This window comes from Escherichia ruysiae (assembly GCF_031323975.1).
GTDB lineage: Bacteria > Pseudomonadota > Gammaproteobacteria > Enterobacterales > Enterobacteriaceae > Escherichia > Escherichia ruysiae.
The window spans coordinates 501,696-525,695 of sequence record NZ_JAVIWS010000001.1 but is presented as its reverse complement, the minus strand read 5'-3'; the positions used below and the strand labels follow the sequence as shown (position 1 = coordinate 525,695).

The window sequence follows — 24,000 nt, the reverse complement described above, 5'->3', positions numbered from 1 at the left end:
CTTCCGTGGCTTATGCTGCCAGCACGCGGTTGCGTCCATCATTTTTTGCCCGATACAACGCATCATCGACCCGTTTAAACAGTTCATCGATACTTTCATTTCCTTCGTGATGCGCCACGCCAATACTGACGGTGAAGCGCGGCAAGCCCGAAATGCTCACTTTTGCCACGCTCAAGCGGATCGTTTCAGCCAAGGAAAGTGCAGTATCCAGAGGGGTTCTGGGCAATAATAAGACGAACTCTTCACCACCCCAGCGAAACACCAAATCGCCTTTGCGGGCGCTGCTTTCGAGTGTACGGGCAAGCGTGCATAACACTTCATCCCCTTTCTGATGACCGTATAAGTCATTGATATGTTTAAAACGATCGGTGTCGATGAGCAACAAACTGTAGTCCTGAGCGATTGCCAGGTGCTGCATCTGTCCTGGGTCAGTTATGTGGTAAAACTGTCGACGGTTAAGTAACCCCGTTAGCGCATCATGGTGGGCAGCATGTTCCAGCTGTTCCTCCAGCCTTTTTTGCTCAGTAATATCATGTACGATACATAACATTAACCTGTCACCGTAAATCTCAATTGGCCCAGCATAAGTTTGTACGTGTCGAACGGAACCATCTGCCAGTTTATGGACAAAATTGAGGGGTTTATGCCCGCCGGGCAAACGTGAAATTTCATGCATGACAGGCATAACGCGACGCCCAAGCATATTAATTTCCCAGGTGTGTTTCTGACACATTGTTTCATGGTTATAGCCATAGAAATTAAGCGCGGCCAGATTAGCATCGACGATTTGGCCATCACGCGAGGGATCTATCAACAACATTGGCGCGGAGTTAGTCAGAAAAAAACGAGCATAAAACCCTTGTTTTTTACGTTGATAATTCGCTGAACGGCTGGCCTTTAAACCCAGAGTTGCGGGTGTTTCCATTCCTTCAAATATAATGACTTTTCCAGTGTCACTAATCTCGTTGAGGGTCAACCGACAGCTTAATGCTGTATCTTCACCATTACGCTGGACAGTGAGGATTTCTACAATATCAAGCTGGTTATGCAGGTCTGTCAGGTATTTTGGCAGTTCGTTTTGCGAGGAGATGGAATAGAGCCCGGTACGTAGCTGACTAAAAGTGCGTTCTTGCATCAACAGTCGCGCAGCACTATTGGCATAAATTAATTTTTCCTCGAAAGGGGAAACGATCCAGACAGGACTTGTTAATAAGTCCAGAGTATTGAAGTTGTGCGTAGTCATTGAAATCCCGTTATTTTTATCAATCTTTTGTTACTACCTGATCGCAAAAATGCCACGACAAATGATCAGATAATTCTGATAATGATAGACGCTATTTAACGCTTTACACGTTTTCAAATCAGGAAAAGTATTTTGCTTTCTGTATTTAATTTTGACAGGATTTTATTAATCATTTCAGGGTAATGGGGTGATGAGATTTTGCGTAACATGACCAGAAGACTAGACTACAAAATAATCCGTTGATGATGGAGGCAACTGTGGAAGTGATTAAGGGAGCGGACGTAAATGTCCCGGATGCAGTATTTGCCTGGATTCTGGATGGCAAAGGTGGCGTTAAACCGCTGGAAAATACAGATGAGATAGATGAAGCGCATCCTTGCTGGCTCCACCTCAATTATGTGCACCATGACAGCGCCCAGTGGCTGGCGACGACACCACTGCTGCCAAATAATGTGCGCGATGCGCTGGCGGGAGAAAGTACACGGCCCAGAGTCAGTCGTCTTGGCGAAGGGACGCTGATTACTTTGCGCTGCATTAATGGCAGTACTGATGAACGTCCCGACCAGTTGGTGGCCATGCGTGTTTATATGGACGGACGGTTAATTGTCTCGACCCGACAACGTAAAGTGTTGGCGTTGGATGATGTGGTTAGCGATCTGGAAGAGGGCACTGGTCCGACCGATTGCGGCGGCTGGTTGGTGGATGTGTGTGATGCGTTGACCGATCATTCCAGTGAGTTTATAGAACAACTGCACGATAAAATTATCGACCTGGAAGATAATCTACTCGATCAACAAATTCCTCCGCGCGGTTTCCTGGCGCTACTGCGTAAACAATTAATTGTTATGCGTCGCTATATGGCGCCTCAACGTGATGTTTATGCTCGTCTTGCCAGTGAGCGCCTGCCGTGGATGAATGACGACCAGCGCCGCCGAATGCAGGATATTGCCGATCGTCTCGGACGTGGTCTGGATGAGATTGACGCTTGTATTGCCCGAACTGGCGTGATGGCGGATGAAATCGCCCAGGTCATGCAGGAAAACTTAGCGCGTCGCACGTATACGATGTCCTTGATGGCAATGGTCTTTTTACCCAGTACGTTTTTAACGGGATTATTTGGTGTCAACCTTGGTGGTATTCCTGGCGGGGGATGGCAATTCGGTTTTTCGCTTTTTTGTATTCTGTTAGTTGTTCTTATTGGTGGTGTTGCTTTATGGTTGCATCGTAGTAAATGGTTGTAACAAAAGAAAATTTGTCTACTTCCTGTATACAAAAACGCCGTAAAGTTTGAGCGAAGTCAATAAACTCTCTACCCATTCAGGGCAATATCTTCCTCGCAGGTGAATGCAACGTCAAGCGATGGGCGTTGCGCTCCATATTGTCTTACTTCCTTTTTTGAATTACTGCATAGCACAATTGATTCGTACGACGCCGACTTAGATGAGTCGGCTTTTTTTTGCCTGTTATTTGTCAGCGTCTACCCTTTAAGAGTCCACCCAATGACCGGAGGGAAATATGACGACACTCATTTATTTGCAAATTCCTGTCCCTGAACCGATTCCTGGCGATCCCATTCCTGTGCCTGATCCGATTCCTCGTCCGCAACCTATGCCCGACCCGCCGCCAGATGAAGAACCGATTAAATTGTCGCATCGTGAGCGTAGATCTGCGAGGATACGCGCCTGCTAATTTTGCGTCGATGACCACGAGAATAGATTGTGACCGCTTTTTCTACCCTGAACGTTTTGCCTCCCGCCCAGCTCACTAACCTTAATGAGTTGGGTTATTTAACCATGACACCGGTACAGGCCGCCGCGCTTCCGGCGATCCTTGCCGGAAAAGACGTTCGCGTGCAGGCGAAAACCGGCAGCGGCAAAACGGCGGCATTTGGCCTCGGGTTGTTACAGCAAATTGATGCGTCGCTGTTTCAGACCCAGGCTTTAGTACTGTGTCCTACGCGTGAGCTGGCGGATCAGGTTGCCGGGGAGTTACGTCGGTTGGCGCGTTTTCTGCCGAATACCAAAATTTTGACCTTGTGCGGTGGTCAACCGTTCGGTATGCAGCGTGATTCGCTGCAACATGCGCCGCATATTATCGTGGCAACGCCGGGTCGTTTGCTGGATCACCTGCAAAAAGGCACGGTATCGTTGGATGCGTTGAATACGCTGGTGATGGATGAAGCCGACCGCATGTTGGATATGGGATTTAGTGATGCCATTGATGAGGTGATCCGTTTTGCACCGGTTTCTCGTCAGACGCTTTTGTTTTCGGCGACCTGGCCAGATGCAATTGCCGCGATTAGCGGTCGTGTTCAACGCGATCCTTTGGCGATTGAAATTAACTCAACAGATGCTCTGCCACCCATTGAACAACAATTTTATGAGACATCCAGCAAAGGCAAAATTCCGCTGTTGCAACGGTTATTAAGTTTGCATCAGCCATCCTCTTGCGTGGTGTTTTGCAATACCAAAAAAGATTGTCAGGCTGTGTGTGACGCGCTTAATGAAGTAGGGCAAAGTGCATTGTCGTTACATGGCGACCTGGAGCAACGTGATCGCGATCAGACCCTGGTACGATTTGCTAACGGTAGCGCCCGCGTGCTGGTAGCGACCGATGTCGCAGCGCGCGGTCTGGATATCAAATCTCTTGAGCTGGTAGTGAACTTTGAGCTGGCGTGGGATCCCGAAGTTCATGTACATCGCATCGGGCGTACAGCGCGTGCAGGAAATAGCGGACTGGCGATCAGTTTCTGTGCCCCGGAAGAAGCACAGCGCGCCAATATCATTTCTGACATGTTGCAGATAAAACTTAACTGGCAAACGCCGCCAGCCAGTAGTTCCATTGTGCCGCTGGAAGCAGAGATGGCGACGTTGTGCATTGATGGCGGGAAAAAAGCCAAAATGCGACCGGGTGATGTGTTAGGTGCGTTGACGGGCGATATTGGTCTTGATGGCGCAGATATTGGCAAAATCACTGTGCATCCGGCGCATGTTTATGTCGCAGTGCGTCAGGGTGTTGCCCATAAGGCATGGAAGCAGTTACAGGGCGGGAAGATTAAAGGGAAAACGTGCCGGGTGCGGTTATTAAAATAATGAAATGTTGTAATGCCGGATGCGACGCTGGTTGCGTCTTATCCGGCCTAAACAACAGTTGCCCGATAATCTTGCGCATCGGGCGCTATCCTGGTTATTTCACTTCAACCACATTCAGCCGTAATTCATCCAGCTGATTCTCATCTTCTTCAGGCTGCCAGCCCGCTGGCTGTAGTGGGATATCTTCGCGATCAAACGCCAGATCACCGCCGTTAACCACTTCGGAACCGTGGGTAATGCCTTTGAAATCGAAAAGAGTGGTATCGCACAAATGAGACGGCACAACATTCTGCATCGCGCTGAACATCGTCTCAATTCGCCCCGGATAACGCTTATCCCAGTCACGCAGCATATCGGCAATCACCTGACGTTGCAGGTTAGGCTGTGAACCGCAAAGGTTGCACGGAATAATCGGAAACGCTTTCGCATCGGCAAAACGTTGAATATCTTTTTCGCGGCAGTAGGCCAGCGGACGAATCACGATATGTTTGCCATCATCGCTCATCAGTTTCGGCGGCATACCTTTCATCTTGCCGCCGTAGAACATATTCAGGAACAACGTTTGCAGGATATCGTCACGATGGTGACCCAGCGCGATCTTCGTCGCACCCAGCTCCGTTGCAGTGCGGTAAAGGATACCGCGACGCAGACGAGAGCACAGTGAGCAGGTAGTTTTGCCCTCAGGAATCTTCTCTTTCACGATACCGTAAGTGTTCTCTTCAACAATCTTGTACTCAACGCCCAGCTTTTCGAGATACTCCGGCAGAACGTGTTCCGGGAAGCCAGGTTGTTTCTGGTCGAGGTTAACGGCAACCAGCGAAAAACTGATTGGCGCACTTTGCTGCAAATTACGCAAAATCTCCAGCATGGTATAGCTGTCCTTACCACCGGAGAGGCAAACCATAATGCGATCGCCATCTTCAATCATATTGAAGTCAGCAATGGCTTCGCCTACGTTACGACGCAGACGTTTTTGCAATTTGTTCAGGTTGTATTGTTCTTTCTTACTAATTTCTTGATTTTGCGACATTTAAAAGCGACTCAATTCGTTATATGGCATCAGAAGAGTATGCGTCATGCCGGAATGTCCAGCATAAGAAATCTGATATAAAAACTGTGGCGTGTATGGTACGGATTAGAGGGGAAAATGTCAGCACATTTGCGAAATGAATCAAAAAGCCCGCAGCGACGTGCGGGCGTTAGTTTTTAGCGCACGACCAGCACGGAGCACTCTGCATGACGCACGACGGCGGCGGCGTTAGAGCCGAGCAGGTAGGTGGTGATATCCGGTCGATGGGAGGCAATGATGATCATATGAGCAGGGATCTTTTTCGCCATTTCCAGAATGCGGTCTTTTGGCGAACCTTCTTCAACATGAACATGCACTCTGTCAGTCGGCAGTTTGAATTTTTTAATTATCTCTTCCAGTTGCGATTTAGCTTCCGCTTTCAGGTCATCCATTGCCGGCAATTCTGCGGAATACGCTAAACCCAGAGAGGCATAGTAGGGCAGCGAAGGTATTACCGTCAGGAAATGAACCTCTGCATCATCAATCTTTGCCTCGGCTTCAACGTGACTAATCACGCGTTGAGTTAATTCTGAATCGGAAATATCGATAGGGACAAGAATCGTTCTGTTCATAAAACCTCCTGTTTTAGTATCCGCATAAAGTGTAACGCCAGATGAGGTCTTTTGTATAATGACGGAGTTCACATTTTTAATTTAGATTAAGCAGGATTCAATAAGTAGAAAAAGCCCGCCAGAGAGGCGGGCAGGCAGGATTAGAACTGATAAACCAGACCTAAAGCGACAATATCATCGGTAGAGATACCGTTGGCAGCGTAGAAGCTGTCATCTTCATCCAACAAGTTAATTTTATAATCAACATAGGTAGACATATTTTTGTTGAAATAATATGTCGCGCCAACGTCGGCGTATTTGACCAGATCTTTATCGTCAACACCGGCCGGATTATCAGTACCACCGGCAGCATTCAGGTCACGCCCTTTAGACATCAGGAAAGACACTGCCGGTCGCAGACCAAAGTCAAACTGATATTGGGCAGTGACTTCAAAGTTCTGGGTCTTGTTCGCAACGGCGTAATCGCTGTTGCCAAATGGTGTCATATTACGCGTTTCGGAATACATGGTTGCCAGATAAATGTTGTTAGCATCATATTTTAATCCGGCAGTCCAGGCATCGGCTTTATCGCCACCTGCCGCAGTATGGTTGACCTGATCATTGGTGCGGTCTGAGGAGGTGTATGCCGCGCCCGCGCTAAAGCCCATACCTAAATCGTAGGTTGTGGAAAGCCCCCAGCCGTCGCCGTTTTCATGACGAACATCACGTCCGTTGTTGGTGCCTTCCTGACCGTTGTTTGCACCTTCGTTATTACCCTGATACTGCACTGCGAAGTTCAGACCATTAACCAGGTCGAAGAAATCAGTATTACGATATGTCGCTACGCCATTAGCACGACCGGTCATAAAGTTGTCTGCATTGGTGTAGGAGTCACCGCCAAATTCTGGCAGCATATCGGTCCAGCCCTCTACGTCGTACATTACACCGTAATTACGTCCGTAATCGAAAGAACCGTAATTTGCAAACTTCAATCCGGCGAATGCCAGACGAGTCCAGGACTGGTTTTTTGAGGATTCAGTATTGTTTGCCTGAATATTGTATTCCCACTGACCATAGCCAGTGAGTTGATCGTTAATTTGTGTTTCGCCTTTAAATCCAAGACGTGCATAGCTCTGATCGCCATCTTTTGCAGAACTATCAGAAAAATAATGCAGGCCATCAACTTTGCCATAAAGATCTAATTTATTGCCGTCTTTATTATAAATTTCTGCTGCATGTACAGCACCTGCGGCGAGCAGGGCAGGGATTAAGAGTGCCAGTATTTTGCTTTTCATTGAAAAAATCCTTTAGTTATTTTATTTGCCTTTTTCTCCCCGTTTGGGAAGTGAAAACATCCTAAAGGAAAAGTTCCATTAGCCGATAAATGTCATTTGTTACGCCTTAAGTAAAACCTTAATCAAATAATTCCTGAGAAATGATGATTGGTTTGGTGAATGATTTGATGGTTATACATACAAAATAAAAATTATACTTTTAAAAAATGATGCGTTATTCTGCGTGGGTTATATGCCTTTATTGTCACAGATATTATTTGTTGTTGGGTCATTGCTATAGTTATTTCTTTCCCAACAAATAAAAAGACAAGCCCGAACTTTCATTCGGGCTTTTTTTTCGTTCTGGATAATCCTTATCCGACGACGCTACTCGGTGCCACTTTTATCCGTTTTTCCTGCCATTTGCGCGAGGAAGTCATAGCGTTTTTGCAGATCGGCTGCGGCATCTTTCCATAACTGTTCCGCCACTTCTGGCTGTTGCGAATTCAGACGGCGGAAACGTTGCTCATGGAGCAATGTCTCTTCCAGAGCCTCTGATGGCGGACGTGAATCCAGCGCCAGTGGCAGTTTGCCTTCATCAGCACGACGTGGATCAAAGCGATACAGCGGCCAGAAGCCGGTTGCGGTGAGTTGGCGCATCTGGTCGTGACTCAATGCCAGGTCATAACCGTGCTCTTCACATGGACTGTAAGCAATGATCAGCGACGGCCCAGGATAGGCTTCCGCTTCCTGAATTGCTTTTACCGTCTGGTTCAACTGCGCGCCGAGAGAAATCTGCGCCACATAAACATGACCGTACATCATCATACTGACGCCGAGGTCTTTACGCGCTTTGCGTTTACCGTGTTCGCCAAACTTAGTCACCGCGCCGAGCGGCGTGGCTTTTGACGCCTGACCACCGGTATTGGAATAGCATTGCGTGTCCAGCACCAGAATGTTGACGTTTTCCGTCAGGCTTAATACATGATCCAGACCTCCGAAGCCGATATCGTAAGCCCAGCCATCGCCACCTATCAGCCAGATTGATTTTTCCACCAGCGCATCAGCGTCGCGTAGTAGTTCATGAGCTTCACTCACATCTTTGAGATGCTGGCGCAGCGTGGCAACCTGTTCGCGACGAACGTCTGGCGTGGCATCTGATTTCAACGCTGCCAGTAACTCCGCAGGAATTTTATCAGCAAACTGATCCAGCAGACGCAACACGCGGACACGATGCTGATCGACCGTCAGGCGGAAGCCCAGGCCAAATTCGGCGTTATCTTCAAACAGTGAGTTCGCCCATGCTGGGCCTCGACCGTTGGCATCAGTGGTATACGGTGTGGACGGCAGATTACCGCCGTAAATTGACGAACAGCCCGTGGCGTTAGCGATTAACATCCGGTCGCCATAGAGTTGAGTCAGCAATTTGATATATGGCGTTTCGCCACAACCGGAACAAGCACCAGAATATTCAAACAGCGGTGTGATTAACTGCGAAGTCCGAATATCAATACGTTCCAGTTTGCTGCGGTCAATTTCCGGCAGGTTGAGGAAGAAGTCGTAATTGATTTTCTCTTCTTCCACATGTTCCAGACGCGACATCATATTGATGGCTTTGATCTCTGGATTCTGGCGGTCTTTCGCCGGGCAAACTTCAACACACAAATTACAGCCGGTGCAATCTTCCGGTGCGACCTGCAACACATATTTCTGCCCGCGCATATCGCGCGATTTTACATCCAGTGAATGCAGGCTGGCAGGGGCGTTTTCCATTGCTTCGGGCGGCACCACTTTTGCGCGAATAGCTGAATGTGGGCAAGCGGCGACGCAATGGTTACATTGGGTACAGAGTTCCTCTTTCCAGATAGGGATCTCTTCGGCGATATTGCGTTTTTCCCAGCGCGTGGTTCCCATCGGCCATGTGCCGTCTGGCGGCAGCGCCGAAACGGGGAGGGCATCGCCAAGTCCGGCGAGCATCGCAGCGGTAACGGTTTTAACGAAATCAGGTGCAGCATCGGAAACCACCGGTGGACGATTCGCACTATGCGGATTGACCGGCTGTAACGGGACTTCTTCCACGGATTCTCGCGCCAGCGCCAGTGCCTGCCAGTTACGTTCCACCAGATCCTGGCCTTTGCTGCTGTAGCTTTTGGCAATCGCCCCCTGCAACTCGGCCAGGGCGCTGTCGCCAGGCAGAATTTGCGTCAGGTGGAAAAACGCCATCTGCATTACGGTGTTAATACGAGCCGCCAGTCCACATTCACGCGCGATTTTCGCTGCGTTAATGACATAAAAGCGTGCTTTTTTCTGATTCAGTACTGCCTGCACTTCTTGCGGCAACCGCGACCAGACGTCATCGGCACTGTACGGGGTGTTAAGCAGGAAAATGCCGCCGGGTTTCAGACGTTCTGCCATCTGATATTTGTCGATAAACTGCAACTGGTGGCAGCCAACAAAATCAGCCTGGGGAATCAGATATGCAGAACGAATTGGATGTTCGCTCACGCGCAGGTGAGAAACTGTCAGACCACCGGCTTTTTTGGAGTCGTAAACAAAATAACCCTGTGCATACCACGGCGTGGAGTTACCAATAATCTTGATATTATTTTTGGTCGCGGAAACGCTGCCATCACTGCCCAGACCATAAAACAGGGCTTCCAGCTTCGCGGAGTTTGGCAGGGTATTTTCTGGCAATGGTAGCGACAGATTGGTTACATCATCGTAAATACCGACGGTAAAACGGGGTTTTGGTTTGGCTGTGTTAAGTTCGGCAAATACTGCCAGCACGCAATCCGGGCCAAACTCTTTGGACGATAAGCCATAGCGCCCGCCAATGACGCGTGGCAGTGTTTCACGCTCGCCATTATTAAAGGCTTCCGCCAGCGCGGTCATTACGTCCAGATACAGTGGTTCTGCCTGGGCGCCCGGTTCTTTGGTGCGATCCAGCACCGCGACAGTTCGCACAGAGTCTGGCAATGTTTGCAGTAAATGTTTGGCGGAGAACGGGCGGTATAGTCGAACTTTCAGCACCCCGACTTTTTCGCCACGGGTAAGTAACTCATCAACCACTTCTTCACAAGTACCGATGGCAGATCCCATCAGGATAATCACCCGTTCTGCTTGTGGATGCCCGTAGTATTCAAAAGGCTGATACTGACGACCCGTAGCGGCGGCGAAATCATTCATCGCCTGTTCAACATGGTCGTAAACTGCGTTGTACCACGGGTTAGTAGCTTCACGAGACTGGAAGTAAGTATCAGGATTGGCGGATGTACCGCGAATCACCGGATGTTCCGGGTTCAGCGCGCGGGCGCGGTGGGCATCAATTTCTGCCTGCGGCATCAGTTCAAGAATCGTGTCGTCAGCCAGTGGAACAATTTTGTTGATCTCGTGGGACGTGCGGAAACCATCAAAAAAATGAATAAACGGCACACGGCTTTTTAGTGTCGCGATATGCGAAATGAGGGTGAAGTCCTGCGCTTCCTGAACGTTTGCTGCACACAACATGGCGCAACCGGTTTGGCGCACGGCCATCACATCTGAATGATCGCCAAAAATAGAGAGTGCATGAGTAGCGACGGTACGCGCTGCTACATGCAGTACAAACGGCGTCAGTTCGCCCGCCAGTTTGTACAACGTCGGAATCATCAGCAGTAAACCCTGCGATGATGTAAACGATGTCGAGAGAGCACCCGTTTGCAACGCGCCGTGCACGGTCGCGATAGCACCAGCTTCTGACTGCATTTCAACCACACGAGGCGTATCTCCCCACACGTTTTTCAAGCCGTTTCCGGCCCAGGCATCGGCCTGTTCCGCCATCGTGGAACTTGGGGTAATAGGGTAGATGGCGATAACTTCACTGGTGCGAAATGCCACCGAAGCTACCGCGCCATTACCGTCAATTGTGATCATACGACACCCTTACATTGCGCAAATGAGGGGCACACGAAAAAGCTGCGCGCCCAGTAGTTATCTCTCAATTTTAGCAAATGGCCTTCTGTTGCATTTTCGCTTTTGTGTCCCTCATATCTGCGTAATGAATGTTTTGATCAAACAGTGGACAAAAAAATAGCGATAAAAAAGTAACAATGCGTTGCAACACACATAGTTGTTCTCGACGTAGTCGTCTGTGCTGCCTATTATTTACGGCGGTGTCGTTTGGTTTAAAGATTAGAGGAAGTAAAGATGCGAGCAGCGTTGTGGGTCGGGTGTGCCGCTTTATTGTTATCGGCGTGTAGTAGTGAACCAGTTCAGCAGGCAACTGCGGCGCATGTGGCGCCTGGTTTAAAAGCGTCCATGTCCAGTAGCGGTGAAGCGAATTGCGCGATGATTGGTGGTTCGCTATCCGTTGCCCGTCAACTTGACGGAACGGCTATTGGCATGTGTGCATTACCCAACGGCAAACGCTGTAGCGAACAGTCACTTGCCGCCGGAAGCTGTGGCAGCTATTAATTCATTAAATCCGCCAGCTTATAGGTTAATGTCTGTTTTGCGGTGGCCAGCGTTAACTGGTTCGCAGTCAGATCGACTTGCGCACCTTCTTTCAGCATTTCGCTGATGGTGTGATCGAGTTCATTAAGCTGAGGAGTGGCACACATCATGCGGGTCATTGCCAGCCCTTTAACTTTCAGTTCACCGCCAGAAAGTTTACCCTCGCCGCTAAAGCGGTTGCACATTTTGCCGGAAATCATCATCTTTTCACCAAAGCTGATTTCTGGCGGGTTTTTATCGCTGGTAACAGGTTGACCGTTGACACTTTCCAGCACAAAGCGGTGATGCTGTAATTGTTCTGGCGTCACAGCAATTTTGTCATTACTTACACATCCCGCCATCAGCAGGCTTAACGCAACAAGCGCGGCTACTTTCTTCATTTTGGTTCTCAACTTAAGGTATAAATCAGGTGCTGACTGCCGAATGCAACGCGACGCGTCTTATCCGTCCTGCAAAACATATTTTAAGAATAGAGGATGAAAGATCTTTGGGGATTATCTGAATAAGCTCCCCTGACTTGCAGGGGAGCAGCAAGATTAAACCAGTTCGTTCGGGCAGGGTTCGCCTTTTTCCAGATTGCTTAAGTTTTGCAGCGTGGTCTGGGAAATACTGGTCAGAGCTTCTGCCGTCAGGAATGCCTGGTGTCCGGTAAACAGCACGTTATGGCAGGCAGACAGACGACGGAACACGTCATCCTGGATCACGTCGTTGGATTTATCTTCAAAGAACAGATCGCGTTCGTTTTCATACACGTCCATCCCCAGCGAGCCAATTTTCTGGTTTTTCAGAGCTTCAATTGCCGCCTGAGAATCAATCAATGCGCCACGACTGGTGTTGACGATCATTACGCCGTTTTTCATCTGTTCAAACGCTGCCTCATTCAGCAGGTGGTAGTTCTCCGGCGTCAGTGGGCAGTGCAGGGAGATAACGTCTGATTCAGAGAACAGGGTCGGCAGATCAACATACTCCACACCAAGTTCCAGCGCCGCCGCACTTGGGTACGGATCGAACGCAAGCAGACGCATACCAAAACCTTTCAGAATGCGCAGCATCGCCACACCGATCTTACCGGTGCCGATAACGCCCGCTGTTTTGCCATACATGGTAAAGCCAGTCAGACCTTCCAGAGAGAAGTTGGCGTCACGGGTACGCTGGTACGCGCGGTGAATACGGCGGTTCAGCGTCATCATCATACCGATAGCGTGTTCAGCGACGGCTTCCGGATCGTAGGCTGGAACACGGACTACTTTCAGCCCAAGTTCTTTTGCCGCATCAAGATCGACGTTATTGAAACCGGCACAGCGCAGGGCGATATATTTAACGCCGTGCTTTTTCAGCTCTTCCAGCACCGGGCGGCTGCCGTCATCGTTTACGAAAATACATACCGCTTCGCAGCCATTGGCGGTTTTGGCGGTTTTTTCCGTCAGCAGAAAGTCAAAAAATTCCAGCTCAAAGCCAAAGGACTCGTTCACCTGTTGCAGGTACTTCTTGTCGTACTGTTTTGTGCTATAAACGGCGAGTTTCATAAGACTTTCTCCAGTGATGTTGAATCACATTTAAGCTACTAAAAATATTTTACAAAATTTAAAATATAATTGAAAGCTATGACCATATTGAAAAATTCATCAACAACTATGCTTAGTGTAGGCGCAACCTTCAACTGAACGGTTAAACATGCCACAATACCCGTATTGAACGCTTAATTTTTCGCTAAATCAGGATATTAACTACCCATGTTGGGTAAATATAAAGCTGTTCTCGCGCTGCTATTACTGATTATTCTTGTGCCGTTGACGTTGCTAATGACGCTCGGATTGTGGGTTCCCACGCTGGTGGGCATCTGGCTACCGCTCGGGACACGTATTGCATTAGATGAAAGCCCACGCATTACGCGTAAAGGTTTAATCATTCCCGATCTCCGTTATCTGGTGGGAGATTGTCAGCTTGCGCATATCACCAACGCCAGCCTTTCACATCCCAGCCGCTGGTTATTGAACGTTGGCACGGTAGAACTTGATTCTGCTTGCCTGGCGAAATTGCCGCAGACAGAGCAATCTCCAGCCGCCCCGAAAACCCTCGCGCAGTGGCAGGCCATGTTGCCTAACACCTGGATCAATATCGATAAACTGATTTTTTCTCCCTGGCAGGAATGGCAGGGAAAACTCTCTCTCGCATTAACCTCTGATATCCAGCAACTGCGTTATCAGGGCGAAAAAGTTAAATTTCAAGGCCTGCTTAAAGGGCAACAATTTACAGTCAGCGAACTGGATGTTGCCGCGTTTGAAAATCAGCCGCTGGTAAAACTGGTGGGGGAATTTACTCTGCCGCTAGTGCCGGATGGGCTTCCTGTAAGTGGTCATGCTACCGCGACGTTGAATTTGCCGCAGGAACCGTCGCTGGTGGATGCTGAACTCGAGTGGCAGGAAAATAGCGGGCAATTGATTGTGATGGCACGAGATACCGGCGATCCGTTGCTCGATTTACCGTGGGAAATTACCCGTCAGCAATTGACTGTCAGTGATGGTCGCTGGAGCTGGCCATATGAAGGTTTTCCCCTTAGTGGGCGATTGGGTGTCAAAGTCGATAACTGGCAGGCCGGGCTTGAGAACGCATGGGTTAGTGGTCGACTGAGTGTGCTGACCCAGGGGCAAGCAGGTAAGGGCAATGCGGTGCTTAATTTTGGCCCAGGAAAATTAAGCATGGATAACAGTCAGATGCCACTGCAACTGACCGGTGAAGCGAAACAGGCGGATCTTATTTTATATGCTCGCTTACCGGCGCAGCTAAGCGGAAGTCTGGCTGACCCAACGCTGGCCTTTGAACCTGGCGCGTTATTACGTTCAAAGGGAAGAGTCATCGATTCACTGGACATCGATGAAATTCGCTGGCCTTTAGCGGGAGTAAAAGTCACCCAACGTGGTATTGACGGGCGTTTACAGGCCATTTTGCAGGCACATGAAAATGAACTGGGCGACTTTGTGCTGCATATGGATGGTCAGGCGAATGATTTTCTCCCTGATGCAGGACGCTGGCAGTGGCGTTACTGGGGAAAAGGCAGTTTTACCCCGATGAATGCCACCTGGGATGTCGCAGGAAAAGGTGAGTGGCATGACAGCACGATTACGCTTACCGATCTTTCGACCGGTTTCGACCAGTTGCAATATGGCACGATGACGGTAGAAAAGCCGCGCTTAATTCTTGAGAAACCTGTTGTCTGGGTACGCGACACGCAGAATCCGTCTTTTAGTGGTGCGCTTTCGCTGGATGCAGGGCAAACGCTTTTCACGGGGGGCAGCGTGTTACCGCCATCAACCTTAAAATTTAGTGTTGAAGGGCGCGAACCAACTTATTTCCTCTTCAAAGGCGATTTACATGCTGGCGAGATTGGTCCGGTTCGGGTAAATGGTCGCTGGGACGGTATTCGTCTGCGCGGTAACGCCTGGTGGCCTAAACAATCACTGACTGTATTCCAGCCGCTGGTGCCACCCGACTGGAAGATGAACTTACGCGATGGCGAACTGTATGCCCAGGTCGCATTTTCAGCTGCGCCGGAACAAGGATTCCGCGCGGGAGGGCACGGCGTGTTGAAAGGCGGTAGTGCCTGGATGCCAGATAATCAGGTTAACGGTGTCGATTTTGTCCTGCCTTTCCGTTTTGCCGATGGAGCCTGGCATCTGGGGACTCGCGGCCCCGTTACGTTGCGAATTGCCGAAGTGATTAATCTGGTGACAGCGAAAAATATTACGGCTGATTTGCAAGGGCGCTATCCGTGGACAGAAGAAGAACCATTGCTGTTGACTGATGTTAGCGTCGATGTGTTAGGCGGTAACGTGCTGATGAAACAATTACGTATGCCGCAACATGACCCGGCGCTGTTGCGGCTGAATAATCTCTCATCCAGCGAACTGGTTAGCGCCGTCAATCCGAAACAATTCGCCATGTCCGGGGCATTTAGTGGTGCACTGCCGTTATGGCTAAACAATGAAAAATGGATAGTGAAAGACGGTTGGCTGGCAAATAGCGGGCCAATGACCTTACGTCTGGATAAAGACACTGCGGATGCAGTAGCAAAAGACAATATGACCGCTGGAACCGCCATCAACTGGTTGCGCTATATGGAAATTAATCGATCATCGACAAAAATTAATTTAGATAATCTCGGTGTGTTAACCATGCAGGCAACGATTAGCGGTAATAGTCGGGTTGATGGCAAAACAGGCACTGTGAATCTTAATTACAGTCACGAAGAGAATATTTTTACGTTATGGCGCAGTTTACGCTTTGGCGATAATCTCCAGGCGTGGCTGGAACAGAATGCCCGTATCCCGGAAAATGACTGCCCGTCAGGAAAAGAATGTGAGGAAAAACAATGAAAATAGTGATAGCCGCGCTCGCGTCCTCTTTTATGTTGGTTGGTTGCACTCCGCGCATAGAGGTGGCTGCGCCGAAGGAGCCAATCACCATTAATATGAACGTTAAAATTGAGCATGAGATCATCATCAAAGCGGACAAAGATGTTGAAGACCTGCTTAAAACTCGTAGCGATCTTTTTTGAGGTCATGATGAAAAGAACATTACTCATAATAGTGTGGATTATTGGCCTGATGAGTAGCAGTGCGATGGCATTAACTCTGAATGAAGCCAGAAGTCAGGGGCGGGTCGGTGAAACGCTTAATGGTTACCTGGTGGCGCTGGAAACGGATGCTGAAACACAGGCATTGGTAAGAGATATTAATGAAGCTCGTAATCGTAGTTACCAGCAACTGGCAAAACAGAATAATGTATCCACAGATGAGATAGCGAAACTGGCAGGGCAAAAACTTGTCGCGCGTGCGAAGCCGGGTGAATATGTACAGGGGATTAATGGTATATGGTTGCGAAAATAAATTATATTTCACAACAACATGTTTATTACATATGTTTATATGATTCTTTGTGTTTTTAGCCAAGCAGGTCTTATTAACAGATCTGTTTATATATTCTATTATTATCTCGTCTGTTAATTACAATTCATCATTTGTGTGGATGTGAGCCAATAATCTATTCATGATGTAAATGGATTATTAATGTCTTTTTCTCGCCTGTTTTTAATTATTGTTTGAAATGACTTGCTCGCAGAATATAATTTAATAAATGCTCTGATGTGGTTTTTAAACTGCTTCGACTTAATATTCACCATACAAATAACATAACTATTATTTAATGAATGTTTCGTTGCAGGCATTTAGTGCTTTCTGTTTTTACGTTTTGCGTAGTTTGTTACGCGGGAACTATTTTTTAAGGAGTTATATATGCAAAGGAAAAAATTGTTGTCTGTATGTGTTGCGATGGCGTTAAGTAGCCAGACATGGGCTGCGGATACCACTACAACCGAGTCAGCAGACGAAACACGGAAATCCAGCAAAATATCATGTCCGGCAAATATTCAAATATTAAATAAAGAACAGCTTGAACATTTACCTGCAGAATGTAGAGATCTTAAAGACAGTGCCGTTTTACCCTGGGCCGCCGCTGGTCTGGCGGCGGTAGTAACTGGTGTCGCGGTCTATGCCCTACACGATGATAATAATCATCACGACGATCCGTCTCCGGTGCCGGATGATGGCGGTAATACACCAGTACCACCGGATGATGGCGGAGACACACCAGTACCGCCAGACGATGGCGGAGACACGCCAGTACCGCCAGACGATGGCGGAGACACGCCAGTACCGCCGGACGATGGCGGAGACACGCCAGTACCGCCGGACGATGGCGGAGACACGCCAGTACCGCCGGACGATGGCGGAGACACGCCAGTACCGCCGGACGATGGCGGAGACACACCAGTACCGCCGGACGATGGCGGAGACACGCCAGTACCGCCGGACGATGGCGGAGACACACCAGTACCGCCGGACGATGGCGGAGACACGCCAGTACCGCCGGACGATGGCGGAGACACACCAGTACCGCCAGACGATGGCGGAGACACGCCAGTACCGCCGGATGACAAACCGGATCCGATCAAATACAACAACAACGTTACCTGGGATCAAGCTGAAAAAACGGTGCAGATCCGTAATGCAACCTTTACCTACACCGAGAATGCGGATGGCAGCTATACCCTGACGGCAAAAGATGGTCGCCAGACAATCGTTAAGCAGTGGAAAGTAAATGAAGACAGCAACACGGCAGTCTTCGAAGGCGTTAACAAAGCGGGCGGAATCATCTGGAGCTACGACGACGAAGGCAAAATCCACATCACCAAAGAAGCCGGCGTGGTGGTTGATGGAACAACAGGCAACGATATCAAAGTGAGTGACGCCATTATTACCGACCTGGGCGGCAACACTGCGCTGAATGGCGGTACGGTAATGACCGTGGAAGGCGATAATATTGTTCTGAACAATGACGGGAAAACCACTGCGATTGGCGAAGGTTCCGTGGTGGGTATCCTGACTGGTGATGACATCACCATCAATAACAATGGCGAAACCGAAGTGAATGGCGGTACAGCCGTTATTGTTAACGGCAACAACTCGACGATTAATACCCAGGGCGACGCCATATTTACCAACGGCGGTACCGGTAGTCTGATTAACGGTGACGATGCCGCTATCGATAATAAAGGGAATATGACCGTCGATGGCGAAAACTCGGCAGCGACCAAAATTGTTGGTAATGACGCACTTATCAAGCAGGAAGGCGATCTTTACGTCAGTGACGCTGCACACGGTATTGACGTTACGGGGAATGGCACCATTGTCAGTAACAAAGGCAATATTACCGTGGTGGATGATAAATCCATCGGCGTATTGCTGGATGGCAGTGACGCCACGTTCATGAACATTGGTGATATTACTGTTGGTGATAAGGGGCACGAAGGTAATCCATTCGGTGTACTGATCGATGGCGATAATGCAACCTTTGTCAACGTGGGGGATATCACCACTAACAATAGCGGTACAGGGATTAAAGTTGCCGGTAACGAAGGTAGTGTTTCACTTTCAGGCAAGATGTCTGTTAACGACGCCACTACGGGTCTGGAAGTAAACGGCAACGATAACAGCATCACGCTGACAACGTATGAGCTGAGCATTGCGGGCGAAAATGCGACGGGCGTAAATTTATCTGGCAACGGCAACAATCTTGAAATTTCCGGTGATATGTCCGTAGATGGTAAAAATACCGTCGGAACGCGAGTTATGGGTGATGATGTAAGCATTCTTCAGAACGGCGATCTTTACGTCAGTGGTTCCTCGCATGGTATTGATATAAAAGGTAAAAATGCCAAAATTGGCAATACTGGTAAAATCACCGTTATCGACAAAGATTCTGTTGGTGTACTGATCGAAGGTGATGATGAGCAGTTCGGTAACATCGGTGAACTTAATGTTTCGCAAAATGCCATTGGTGTTTCCCTCGTTGGCGATCGTGAACTGGTGTCTCTGCGTGGCGATATAAATGTCACGCATGAGCGGGATGACAGCGGTAATTTCCAGGGGGCGACGGGCATAAGTATTGCCGGAAATGATAGCCAGGTAACGCTGGAGGGTGACATCAATCTGGCCTCAGATATGAGCACATCGCCGACGACATCCGATGAACATCTTAACGGTTTAATTGTTACCGGTGAAAATAACACGGTTAATTTAAGCGGTAATTTAAATATTGAAGCCTACTCTCCTTTATTTGGTGCTGCACACGACGAACAGCCTGAACTGGATGGTGTGGTTGTTATTGGGGATGATAATGTCATTAATCTGAATGGCGGTATAAATATAACAGGGGATACCGGCGGTCATGTTATTAATGGTATTAATGTCTCTGGTAAGAGTACGGTTAATATCAGTGGGCATTCTGTTCTGGATGTTACCGCAGTGCGCAGTACAGTGTCGCTTTTTTATGTTACGGGAGGCGGTCAGGTTATAATTGATGAAAATTCCGTTACGGATATTTTCAGCCCGGTTCGCGACTCCAATTTTTTTGGTCATAACTCGATCATTTCGGCGAATGGTATTGGTTCGAGTGCAGAGAATAAAGGAATCATTAACGCCTCGGCGGCGAAAGAAATCATGACTGCTGTTAGCGGTGCCAGGATCGTCAATACTGGAACAATGAATGTTAAAACCGGAACAGACAGTTCGAGTGATGGTAAAACAGCAGTAATGCGCTCTAACGGGCAAGATAGCTTCGCATCCAATGCCTCAGGTGGGGTAATTAATCTGACATCTACGCTCTCTCCAGTTGGTGGAGGGGGAGAAGGCGTTTATCCCCTGGGATGGCTTAACAGAACCTACTACGCGGTGCTCGCAAGCGGTTATGGGGAAGCCGAAAACCAAAGTGGCGCGACAATCAATCTGCGTGGTGCAGGAACCTATGGGGTTTCTGCATCAAAAGGTACCGCCAGCAATGACGGAGAAATAAACGTCGATAGCTTTATTCCGACTATGGATGAGAACGGCGATATCACCAGTGAAACTTATTGGCAAACTGATACTGTTTACTTGATGGGCGGTGGTATGCTGATAGGCTCAACCGACGCCGGTTGGGCTGATGCTACCGGGCTAAATACCGGAACCATCAACGTCAAGAATGAAGGTTTTGGTATGCTAGCACTTAATGGCGGTACAGCGGTAAACCAGGGCACTATCAATCTGACGGCGGATGAAGACGTCACTAAGCAGCAGGATAACCAGCTATTTGCGATGGGCGCGATTGGCAGTGGCGTGGCGATTAACGACAAGACCGGCGTGATTAATATTAATACCGGTGTCGGCCAGGCTTTTTATACCGACGGTTCAGGCACCATTATTAATTACGGTACCATTTGCACGCTGGGCGTTTGTGAAAATTCCAGTGAGTATAACCCGACCGATCCGGCAGTTAGCCTGGTCTACACCGGGGGAGACACGCTCAGCACCGAAGGGCAGTCAACGAATTTCGCTCAGTCTGTGGTGATTACTAACACCACGCCAGGCAGCGTCATCAACTCCGGTACGATTTCTGGCCCAGTGGTGACGGTGCTGAACGGTGAACTGGAAAATACCGCAACAGGAAATATCAACAACCAGATTAAACTGAACGAAGGCGGAGAGGTCGATAACGCGGGTACACTTAGCAATATCGATGTTGATGGCGGCACGCTGAATAACGATGGCACGGTTTCTGGCCAGGTAACAATGTATGCTGGCAAAAATACTTCGCAGGTGAACAACTCTGGCACGGTTAATAAACTGGTGCAGAAAGCGGGCGTCTTTAACAACAGCGGCACCGTCACCAGTCGCATCGACCAGCAGAACGGCATCTTCAATAACCAAAAAGACGGCATTGTAAAACATGGTTCTAAATTAACCAATAATGCAGTGGTGAATAACGACGGCACCTGGATTCTGGGCAACAGCAGCGAAGACAATAATGCCGGGATGCTGGAAATCGATAACAATGCCGTTTTTAACAACCACGGCGAATTTATTCTCGATAACAACAAAAACGCCGTTCACATCAACCAGTCTGGCACGCTCTACAACACCGGGCATATGTCACTGACGAACTCCTCCCACAACGGCGCAGTCAATATTTGGGGGGGGAACGGGCGCTTTATTAACAATGGTAAAGTGGATTCAATCGCCAAATCAGTCGTTGTCAGCGCCAGTAACGCCGCAGCTACGGACGCGTTCTTCTGGAACATGAGTGAAGGCGAGATTAATTTCGATCATGATAACGCCAGCGCCGTGAAATTCACGCACACCAACTATGTCGCGCAGAATGACGGCACCATGAACATCAGCGGCAATAATACCGTGGCGATGGAAGGGAATAATAACGCGCAACTGGTCAATAAGGGCATTATTAATCTGGGAACGGAAGGCACGACCGATACCGGCCTGATTGGTATGCAACTGGATGCCAATGCCACGGCGGACGCAGTTATTGAGAACAATGGCACCATTAATATCTATGCCAATGATTCTTATGCGTTCAGTGTGCTGGGGACGAATGGCCACGTAGTCAACAACGGTACGGTAGTGATCGCCGATGGCGTAACCGGGTCAGGCCTGATCAAACAGGGCGACAGCGTGAACGTGGAAGGTATTAACGGTAACAACGGTAACTCCACCGAAGTCCATTACGGCGATTACACGTTGCCGGATGTGCCGAATACCACGGTGACATCGTTTGTTGATAACACAACGGGCGAAGAGAGCGGCACCAACAGCCTCAACGGCTACGTTGTGGGAACCAACGCTGATGGCAGCGCCGGTAAGCTGAAAGTAAACAATGCCAGCATGAGCGGCGTGGAAATCAACACCGGCTTCGCCGCAGGCACAGCAGACACCACAGTCACCTTCGATAACGTGGTGCAGGGCAGTAACCTGACGGATGCTGATGCCATCACCTCCACCTCTGTGGTGTGGAATGCGCAGGGTAGCACCGATGCCAGCGGTAACGTTGACGTCACCATGAACAAAAACGCTTATACCGATGTGGCTACCGATGCCTCGGTGAATGATGTTGCGCAGGCGCTGGACGCGGGTTACACCAATAACGAGCTATACACCAGTCTGAACGTAGGCACCACGGCGGAGCTTAACAGTGCGCTTAAGCAAATCAGCGGCAGTCAGGCGACCACCGTATTCCGTGAAGCACGGGTGTTAAGCAACCGCTTCAGTATGCTGGCGGATGCCGCACCGAAGGTGGGCAACGGTCTGGCGTTCAACGTGGTGGCAAAAGGCGATCCGCGCGCGGAACTGGGCAACGACACGCAATATGACATGTTGGCGCTGCGTAAAACTCTCGACCTGAGTGAAAGCCAGAGCCTGAGCCTGGAGTATGGGATCGCCCGTCTGGATGGTAACGGTTCTGACTCGGCAGGGGACAACGGCGTAACCGGCGGCTACAGCCAGTTCTTTGGACTGAAGCACCAGATGGCGTTCGAAAACGGGATGAGCTGGAATAACGCCCTGCGTTATGATGTTCATAACCTCGACAGCAGCCGTGCCGTAGCCTACGGCGACGTCAGTAAAACAGCCGATACCAACGTGAAACAGCAGTACCTGGAGTTCCGCAGCGAAGGGGCGAAAACCTTTGAACCACGCGAAGGGTTGAAAATAACGCCGTATGCCGGAGTGAAACTGCGCCACACGCTGGAAGGCGGTTATCAGGAACGCAACGCCGGTGACTTTAACCTGAATATGAACAGCGGCAGCGAAACGGCGGTGGACGGCATCGTTGGCCTGAAACTGGACTACGCAGGTAAAGACGGCTGGAGCGCGAACGCGACGCTGGAAGGTGGCCCAAACCTGAGTTATGCGAAGAGCCAGCGTACAGCAAGTCTTGCCGGAGCTGGCAGTCAGTACTTTAATGTTGACGACGGGCAGAAGGGCGGCGGTATCAATAGCCTGGCAAGCGTTGGCGTGAAGTACAGCAGCAAAGAAAGTTCGCTGCATCTGGACGCTTACCACTGGAAAGAGGACGGCATCAGCGATAAAGGCGTGATGCTGAACTTTAAGAAAACGTTCTGATTTTTAATCTGCGACACAAAAACCGCAACGCTGATACAGGTTGCGGTTTTTTTTATCGTTATCCCTAAACAACCTCCTCAAGAGGTCGTTCAGGGATAACAATAAAAAGCCTCCCACAGTTGCAGGAGGCCTCTTAAAACTTATGCTGTAACAACTTCGTCAATTGCTGCTTTGGCGTCTGCCTGCGCTTTCTCCGCCATTTCCGGACCGTAGGCAATACCTTCCGCAAAGACGAATTTCACATCGGTAATACCGATAAAGCCCAGGAATGTAGACAGATACGGCGTCACCAGATCCGTCGGCCCATCTTTATGGATACCGCCACGGCTGGTAATCACGATGGCTTTTTTACCGGTTACCAGACCTTCCGGACCGTTCTCGGTGTAGCGGAAAGTAACGCCTGCACGCGCAACCAGGTCAAAATAGTTTTTCAGCTGAGTCGAGATGTTGAAGTTGTACATCGGTGCCGCAATTACGATAACGTCATGGGCTTTCAGCTCGGCAATCAGCTCATCGGAAAGAGCCAGAGCTTCCTGCTGACGCGGGGTCAGCGGCGCATCGCTCGGACGCAGAGCGCCAACCAGTTCGCCATCCAGCACCGGAATCGGATTTGCAGCCAGATCACGCACGGTGATTTCATCAGCAGTGTGCTTTTCGCGCCATTGTTCAACAAAATAATCGGACAACAAATTAGACTGAGAGTACCCTGCCAGGATGCTGGATTTAAGAACTAATACCTTGCTCATGGTGTTTCCTTATAGATGTTTGAATGG

General features: G+C 49.2%; 16 protein-coding genes. 8 read left to right on the top strand and 8 right to left on the bottom strand.

Annotated features, from left to right (window positions below; translation table 11 throughout):
• Window positions 1-10: 10 nt before the first annotated feature.
• A complete protein-coding gene (locus RGV86_RS02700; protein WP_000207188.1) occupies window positions 11-1,243 on the bottom strand; it encodes a sensor domain-containing diguanylate cyclase in 1,233 nt (410 codons plus the stop codon).
• Window positions 1,244-1,500: 257 nt separating this feature from the next.
• Here RGV86_RS02700 and zntB point away from each other — a divergent pair, with 257 nt between their 5' ends.
• From zntB to dbpA, 3 genes are all read left to right on the top strand, one after another.
• Complete coding sequence (zntB, locus tag RGV86_RS02690) at window positions 1,501-2,484, top strand: zinc transporter ZntB (RefSeq protein WP_016158374.1); 984 nt, start codon at window positions 1,501-1,503, stop codon at window positions 2,482-2,484.
• Between the two features lie 274 nt (window positions 2,485-2,758).
• On the top strand, window positions 2,759-2,932 hold the full coding sequence (ynaL, locus tag RGV86_RS02685; protein WP_032225105.1) for a proline-rich small protein YnaL: 174 nt from the start codon (window positions 2,759-2,761) through the stop codon (window positions 2,930-2,932).
• A 29-nt stretch (window positions 2,933-2,961) separates the two neighbouring features.
• Window positions 2,962-4,335: an ATP-dependent RNA helicase DbpA gene (gene dbpA / locus RGV86_RS02680; protein ID WP_085460743.1), complete on the top strand. Its 1,374-nt coding sequence runs from the start codon at window positions 2,962-2,964 to the stop codon at window positions 4,333-4,335.
• A gap of 94 nt (window positions 4,336-4,429) precedes the next feature.
• On the opposite strand, the gene ttcA is transcribed toward dbpA, so the two are convergent.
• The 4 genes from ttcA to nifJ all read right to left on the bottom strand — a co-directional run bounded on the left by ttcA (window position 4,430) and on the right by nifJ (window position 11,141).
• A complete protein-coding gene (gene ttcA / locus RGV86_RS02675) occupies window positions 4,430-5,365 on the bottom strand; it encodes a tRNA 2-thiocytidine(32) synthetase TtcA (protein ID WP_032225108.1) in 936 nt (311 codons plus the stop codon).
• 176 nt (window positions 5,366-5,541) lie between these two features.
• Window positions 5,542-5,976: a universal stress protein UspF gene (uspF, locus tag RGV86_RS02670; RefSeq protein WP_001082294.1), complete on the bottom strand. Its 435-nt coding sequence runs from the start codon at window positions 5,974-5,976 to the stop codon at window positions 5,542-5,544.
• A 140-nt stretch (window positions 5,977-6,116) separates the two neighbouring features.
• Window positions 6,117-7,250: a porin OmpN gene (gene ompN / locus RGV86_RS02665; protein WP_000836969.1), complete on the bottom strand. Its 1,134-nt coding sequence runs from the start codon at window positions 7,248-7,250 to the stop codon at window positions 6,117-6,119.
• 366 nt (window positions 7,251-7,616) lie between these two features.
• Window positions 7,617-11,141, bottom strand: coding sequence for a pyruvate:ferredoxin (flavodoxin) oxidoreductase (nifJ, locus tag RGV86_RS02660; protein WP_000628249.1), 3,525 nt, complete (start codon window positions 11,139-11,141; stop codon window positions 7,617-7,619).
• 273 nt (window positions 11,142-11,414) lie between these two features.
• Here nifJ and RGV86_RS02655 point away from each other — a divergent pair, with 273 nt between their 5' ends.
• Window positions 11,415-11,681 carry a putative hemolysin gene (locus RGV86_RS02655; protein ID WP_001200698.1) on the top strand — a complete coding sequence of 89 codons (267 nt, stop codon included), beginning with the start codon at window positions 11,415-11,417 and terminating at the stop codon, window positions 11,679-11,681.
• Here the strand turns inward: RGV86_RS02655 and hslJ are convergent.
• On the bottom strand, window positions 11,678-12,100 hold the full coding sequence (gene hslJ, locus RGV86_RS02650; RefSeq protein WP_010348254.1) for a heat shock protein HslJ: 423 nt from the start codon (window positions 12,098-12,100) through the stop codon (window positions 11,678-11,680). The genes RGV86_RS02655 and hslJ overlap by 4 nt on opposite strands.
• 156 nt (window positions 12,101-12,256) lie before the next feature.
• The gene (gene ldhA, locus RGV86_RS02645; RefSeq protein WP_000762235.1) at window positions 12,257-13,246 is read right to left on the bottom strand and encodes a D-lactate dehydrogenase; all 990 of its coding nucleotides are present in this window, start codon (window positions 13,244-13,246) and stop codon (window positions 12,257-12,259) included.
• Between the two features lie 207 nt (window positions 13,247-13,453).
• On the opposite strand from ldhA, the gene RGV86_RS02640 reads away from it, so the two are divergent.
• The 4 genes from RGV86_RS02640 (at window position 13,454) to RGV86_RS02625 (ending at window position 23,227) form a co-directional block, all read left to right on the top strand.
• Window positions 13,454-16,093: a YdbH family protein gene (locus RGV86_RS02640; RefSeq protein WP_000901013.1), complete on the top strand. Its 2,640-nt coding sequence runs from the start codon at window positions 13,454-13,456 to the stop codon at window positions 16,091-16,093.
• Window positions 16,090-16,275, top strand: coding sequence for a YnbE family lipoprotein (locus tag RGV86_RS02635; protein ID WP_000706311.1), 186 nt, complete (start codon window positions 16,090-16,092; stop codon window positions 16,273-16,275). Before RGV86_RS02640 ends, RGV86_RS02635 begins: the two co-directional genes overlap by 4 nt.
• A 7-nt stretch (window positions 16,276-16,282) precedes the next feature.
• A complete protein-coding gene (locus RGV86_RS02630; RefSeq protein ID WP_000831643.1) occupies window positions 16,283-16,606 on the top strand; it encodes a YdbL family probable chaperone protein in 324 nt (107 codons plus the stop codon).
• Window positions 16,607-17,011: 405 nt separating this feature from the next.
• Window positions 17,012-23,227 carry a pectate lyase-fold domain-containing protein gene (locus RGV86_RS02625; RefSeq protein WP_309508420.1) on the top strand — a complete coding sequence of 2,072 codons (6,216 nt, stop codon included), beginning with the start codon at window positions 17,012-17,014 and terminating at the stop codon, window positions 23,225-23,227.
• 140 nt (window positions 23,228-23,367) lie between these two features.
• Here the strand turns inward: RGV86_RS02625 and azoR are convergent, their stop codons facing one another.
• Window positions 23,368-23,973 carry an FMN-dependent NADH-azoreductase gene (azoR, locus tag RGV86_RS02620; protein ID WP_000048934.1) on the bottom strand — a complete coding sequence of 202 codons (606 nt, stop codon included), beginning with the start codon at window positions 23,971-23,973 and terminating at the stop codon, window positions 23,368-23,370.
• Window positions 23,974-24,000: the final 27 nt, after the last annotated feature.

Excerpts from the sequence above, each read along its gene's own strand:
- RGV86_RS02640 (WP_000901013.1), top strand. The coding sequence starts at position 13,454 with ATGTTGGGTAAATATAAAGCTGTTCTCGCGCTGCTATTACTGATTATT.
- ompN (WP_000836969.1), bottom strand. The coding sequence starts at position 7,250 with ATGAAAAGCAAAATACTGGCACTCTTAATCCCTGCCCTGCTCGCCGCA.
- ttcA (WP_032225108.1), bottom strand. The coding sequence starts at position 5,365 with ATGTCGCAAAATCAAGAAATTAGTAAGAAAGAACAATACAACCTGAAC.
- RGV86_RS02700 (WP_000207188.1), bottom strand. The coding sequence starts at position 1,243 with ATGACTACGCACAACTTCAATACTCTGGACTTATTAACAAGTCCTGTC.
- RGV86_RS02630 (WP_000831643.1), top strand. The coding sequence starts at position 16,283 with ATGAAAAGAACATTACTCATAATAGTGTGGATTATTGGCCTGATGAGT.
- hslJ (WP_010348254.1), bottom strand. The coding sequence starts at position 12,100 with ATGAAGAAAGTAGCCGCGCTTGTTGCGTTAAGCCTGCTGATGGCGGGA.
- nifJ (WP_000628249.1), bottom strand. The coding sequence starts at position 11,141 with ATGATCACAATTGACGGTAATGGCGCGGTAGCTTCGGTGGCATTTCGC.
- uspF (WP_001082294.1), bottom strand. The coding sequence starts at position 5,976 with ATGAACAGAACGATTCTTGTCCCTATCGATATTTCCGATTCAGAATTA.
- RGV86_RS02625 (WP_309508420.1), top strand. The coding sequence starts at position 17,012 with ATGCAAAGGAAAAAATTGTTGTCTGTATGTGTTGCGATGGCGTTAAGT.
- ynaL (WP_032225105.1), top strand. The coding sequence starts at position 2,759 with ATGACGACACTCATTTATTTGCAAATTCCTGTCCCTGAACCGATTCCT.
- RGV86_RS02655 (WP_001200698.1), top strand. The coding sequence starts at position 11,415 with ATGCGAGCAGCGTTGTGGGTCGGGTGTGCCGCTTTATTGTTATCGGCG.
- ldhA (WP_000762235.1), bottom strand. The coding sequence starts at position 13,246 with ATGAAACTCGCCGTTTATAGCACAAAACAGTACGACAAGAAGTACCTG.
- RGV86_RS02635 (WP_000706311.1), top strand. The coding sequence starts at position 16,090 with ATGAAAATAGTGATAGCCGCGCTCGCGTCCTCTTTTATGTTGGTTGGT.
- azoR (WP_000048934.1), bottom strand. The coding sequence starts at position 23,973 with ATGAGCAAGGTATTAGTTCTTAAATCCAGCATCCTGGCAGGGTACTCT.